The following is a 4,465-nucleotide window of genomic DNA, read 5'->3' as shown; positions in this document are numbered from 1 at the left end:
TCCAGAACTAAAGGATTCTATTGCTAAATTGGAAATCCAACTAAAAGATTTAGATGCGCAAATAGAAACCTATCTGACAAAACAAGCCGAGCTGAAAAGCAAGCAAGCCCTCAGCCAAAAAGATTTTAGAGAACAAGTTAGGGGATTGGAAGTAAAAAGAAATGATTTAGACCATCTTCAAGACCAGTTGCGTGACCTCAATTTGGAATTGGAAAAAAATAACTTAAAAATAGAGGACTGTTTACGCAGATGGCAAGAATCTGGTTATGACAGAAAAACTCTTTTAGATAATTATCAAGCCTTTCTTAAGATGGCCGACTTTGAACTGGATGCTAATAGTCTGGGGGGTTTAGAGGGAAAGATTAATAAAGCCAAACAGGAACTGTTAGAAATAGGTTCTTATGACCAAAACGTGGTCGCCGAGTTTAAATCTGTTGAGGAAAGAGATGTCTTTTTGGGCGGTCAGATTGCTGATTTACAAAAAGCTGCCCAAGATTTGGAATCGTTAATCAAAGAATTAACCATCAAAATAGAGACAGATTTCAGTCGGGACCTTAAAGAAATTAATGCCGAGTTTGATAAATTTTTCAATCTTATTTTCAAGGGAGGGAGCGCTAAATTAGTCTTGAAAAAGGAGGCAAGCGCAACTGCTCCTAAGTTCGGAGAGGCCTTAGTTATTGATGACGAAAGCAGTGAAGATGACCTCGCAGAAAATTCAAACAACCATACTAATGAAGACGCAAGAATCAATGGAGTTTTTATAGACATCGATATCCCTAAATCAAAATTAAAGGGTTTGGAAAGTCTGTCAGGGGGAGAGAAGGCCCTCACAGCGATAGCGCTTCTTTTTGCTATAGTTAGCAAAGCCGCTCCACCCTTAATTATTTTAGATGAAATTGATGCCGCCCTAGACGAAGAGAATACTCGCCGTATAAGTATGATGATGAAAGAGCTTTCTTCTAAAACTCAATTTATAGTGATTACTCATAACCGTATTACTATGTCTAATGCCGCTGTTATTTATGGTGTTACTGTGGACGAAAATAAGACATCAAGGATATTGTCATTGAGATTTGAGGAAGCTCAAAAATACAACAAATCGGGAGAAGTATAGGAAAGACAAAAGATTAAAAGGAGGCAAATACAATGACTAATGTCTAATGACTAATGTTCAAACGGAGATGCATTCAAAAGTTTAAAGTTTAAACAGATCCAAAATATGAGAAACAAGAAACAAAATTTAAACAAAAAACGCATCCAGAATACATAATACAACGTTTAAAATAGGAAATTCATAGAAGCACTATTTCTATACAAAATGCGTTAAAGTTGGCAAATTAGATGAAATATGTTAATATTCCACCGTTAATCAAATATAATTTTATAAATAGTTATTTAGTTTATGATAACCCTTAGGTTACAAAGACAAGGCGCTCCTAAAAAAAGTTTTTACCGCGTTATAGCGGTAGATAAAAGAATTTCTGCAGCTTCCGGCAAGTTCAGGGAACTCCTGGGACATTGGGACCCTCATTCCAATAAAATTACTTTAAACAAAGAAAGAATAGCTTATTGGTTAAAATGTGGTGCTCAACCTAGCGCCACGGTGCACAATCTTTTAGTTCGTGCCAAAGTTATAGACACAAAAAAGCTTGCGAAGGTTAATAAAAAGAAAGAGACCAAGAAAAAATAGTAATCCACAGCCATTGTATTTGACTCCCTAGTTATTATTTATTAAAATTAACTTGTGGGTTTGGTTCAAACCCGCTTCAGAAAGTTAAGCTTTACTAACGGTAACTGACAAATCATAAAGGTCGCGGTTGCTGTCTTTATTAAAAATAGCATATGTCTGAATTAGCTGACCAAGAAGTATTAGAACAAATTGTAAAGGCGATAGTAGATAATCCTGACAAGGTCGTTGTAGACCGCAAGATTGACGAAATGGGTGTGCTTTTAACCCTGAAAGTCGACCCTGCCGATATGGGCCATGTCGTGGGCCGCGATGGCGTTACAGCTAAAGCATTGCGCACCATCCTCAGAGTAGTCGGGGCTAAGCATCATGCTCGCATTAACCTGAAAATCGAAGAACCCGAAGGTTCTACTCGTGGACAGGCTAAACCAATGAGCACTGACGATATAGTCGAAGGTCTCAAAATATAGTTTTTAAAGACAACATACAAAAACGTCGAGTTTATCTCGGCGTTTTTAATTGAACAAATTTTGTAAACAATTACGCCTGTGTTACAATTATGCTATTAGTTATCCTTTTTTTAATTTTTGAATAATCTAAGACACTTTATTTTGCTTATTTAGTTTTTGATTTTCTGAGTATTCGTTTTTTAATTGTTTGTATTCCATAGTTTTCTCGGGATTATATTTCTATTTAAGTTTTCCATTTTGTTTCTTGCCCCTCATACTCTGAATTTGCTTGGGCATTGGACATTAGTTATTAGATATTTCGTCTACCCCCGCTTAGACATAAGGACTTGTCCTGAGCACTTCGGGCATACTCAGTATAAACTTTGCCGAAGGACTTGTCCTGAGCGAAGCCGAAGGATTGACATTTTTATTGTATTCCCGTATCCTGAGTGCGTATTTGGTTGCGTTTAAACTTTAAACTTTGAACTTTGAATTTTAAATGTATATGTCTTTAAGGAGAGTTAAGCGCCACAAGTCATCCTTTTCTGGTTTTACCCTCATAGAGCTTCTGGTAGTCATGGGTATTTTAGGTGTGCTCATGGCGGTGACCCTCCTGGTGATTAATCCCACTGAATACTTTAAGCGCGCCCGCAATTCCACCCGGGGCACCGATATCACTAATCTCAAACAAGCCTTGCAGCTGTACTCAGTGGATACGGGTACAGATTTGGGTACTCCGGACCATATTGTCTATGTCTCCCTGCCGGATGCGAATGCCAATTGTTCCAGCTGGAGCCTGCCTACCCTTACCGCGCCCTTCACCTACCAGTGCGCTACCCCAGCTAATTACAAGAAAGCCGATGGCACCGGCTGGCTGCCTTTTAATTTCAGCACTGGCGCCTACAAAACTCTAGCTGTCCTGCCCGTAGACCCGGTCAATGATGCCAACAATTACTATACCTTCACTAAAGGAGATTCCTCTCAGGGCATCTCTTTTTCTGTTAGCAGCATCCCTGAGTTAGCCGTGGAAACTACAACTACTATAGGAGATGTTGGCGCTACCTGGACAGAGAGGACGAGTGCTGGCTCAAGAAATTGGACCTCTCTTGCCTCTTCTGCCGATGGCACCAAACTGGCAGCAGGAGTAGGTAATGGTGGATACATATATACCTCTACTGATTCGGGGGCTACATGGACAGAAAGAACTAACGCTGGCTCAAGAGATTGGAAGGCTATTGCTTCTTCTTCTGATGGTTCCAAGTTGGCGGCAGGGTCAAGTGGATACATATATACATCTACTGATTCGGGGGCTACCTGGACAGAAAGGACTAGTGCTGGCTCAAGAGGCTAGCGGTCTATCGCTTCCTCTTCTGATGGTTCCAAGTTGGCGGCAGGAGTACAATATGGTGGATACATATATACCTCCCCATAATGGCTGATTGTGAATTCTGCTCATATTGTTATGAGGAAATATTTAAGGGATTCGAAACCTCTCTCTACCACCCAATGGTATTGGATTTAATTTAATGGAATGCGTGACAAAATACCCTCTTAGGGTATTTTTGTTAAATTAAATATATTCTGTGCTACAATGGGGAATCATGAGAGTGTATTTGTGATTTTTGTATTTTTTGGGTGAACAATTATTTTGTTTGATTTTGAGCTTTAGAGCGCTGTGTCCGTTTTTATTTGAGCTTTGTTTTTGCATTCTGAATGTGTTTGCATTTTAATTTGTTTAAACTTTAAACTTTGTATTTTATATCCCTGCATCCTGAGTGTGTATTTGATTGCGTTTAAACTTTAAACTTTAAACTTTATTCCCCCATGCTTTCTTTTGATATTTTAACTGTTCTACCAGAAAGTCTTGATAGCTACATTAATACTGCCATAGTTAAGAGAGCTATTGATAAGAAAAAAATTAAAATTCAAATTCACAATCTTAGGGACTGGTCTGATAATAATTATAAAAGTGTAGATGACCATCCTTACGGTGGAGGTGCTGGTATGGTGATGCGCTTGGATATAATTTTTAAAGCTTTAAAAAAATTAAAGGCTTTAGAGCTAAAGAAGAAAGATAAAACTAAAGTAATTCTTTTTGCCGCCAATGGCGCGCCCTTAACTCAAAGAAAATTAGAGGAATGGAGTAAGCTCAACAGGCTAGTTTTAATTTGCGGACGTTATGAAGGAATAGACAATAGAGTAGCGGAACATTTGGCAGATGAAGCTATTTCAATTGGCCCTTATGTTTTAACAGGAGGAGAAATTCCTGCGTTAACAGTTATAGATGGCGTTACTCGTTTATTACCCGAAGTAATAAAAAAAGAATCAT

Annotated in this window: 5 protein-coding genes; all 5 read left to right on the top strand. The window is 38.5% G+C overall.

All coding sequences use genetic code 11. The annotated features are described in order from the left end of the window. On the top strand, positions 1–1,114 hold a 1,114-nt coding region (locus PK547_02680), incomplete at its 5' end, for an AAA family ATPase (protein ID HPR91614.1). A 288-nt stretch (positions 1,115–1,402) separates the two neighbouring features. Beyond that, positions 1,403–1,690, top strand: coding sequence for a 30S ribosomal protein S16 (rpsP, locus tag PK547_02675; protein ID HPR91613.1), 288 nt, complete (start codon positions 1,403–1,405; stop codon positions 1,688–1,690). Between the two features lie 152 nt (positions 1,691–1,842). Then, positions 1,843–2,157 (top strand): KH domain-containing protein, encoded by a 315-nt coding sequence (locus PK547_02670; GenBank protein ID HPR91612.1) that lies wholly within the window; start codon positions 1,843–1,845, stop codon positions 2,155–2,157. A gap of 484 nt (positions 2,158–2,641) precedes the next feature. Next, complete coding sequence (locus PK547_02665) at positions 2,642–3,487, top strand: prepilin-type N-terminal cleavage/methylation domain-containing protein (protein HPR91611.1); 846 nt, start codon at positions 2,642–2,644, stop codon at positions 3,485–3,487. A 473-nt stretch (positions 3,488–3,960) separates the two neighbouring features. Beyond that, positions 3,961–4,465, top strand: a 505-nt coding sequence (locus PK547_02660; protein HPR91610.1) for a tRNA (guanosine(37)-N1)-methyltransferase TrmD, incomplete at its 3' end; no start/stop codon positions are given.

This window comes from Candidatus Paceibacterota bacterium (assembly GCA_035404205.1).
GTDB lineage: Bacteria > Patescibacteriota > Minisyncoccia > UBA6257 > JAVHQB01 > JAVHQB01.
This window is presented reverse-complemented; position numbering and strand designations above follow the sequence as displayed.

Coding starts and splice junctions, on each gene's coding strand:
- rpsP (HPR91613.1), top strand. CDS start 1,403: ATGATAACCCTTAGGTTACAAAGACAAGGCGCTCCTAAAAAAAGTTTT.
- PK547_02670 (HPR91612.1), top strand. CDS start 1,843: ATGTCTGAATTAGCTGACCAAGAAGTATTAGAACAAATTGTAAAGGCG.
- PK547_02665 (HPR91611.1), top strand. CDS start 2,642: ATGTCTTTAAGGAGAGTTAAGCGCCACAAGTCATCCTTTTCTGGTTTT.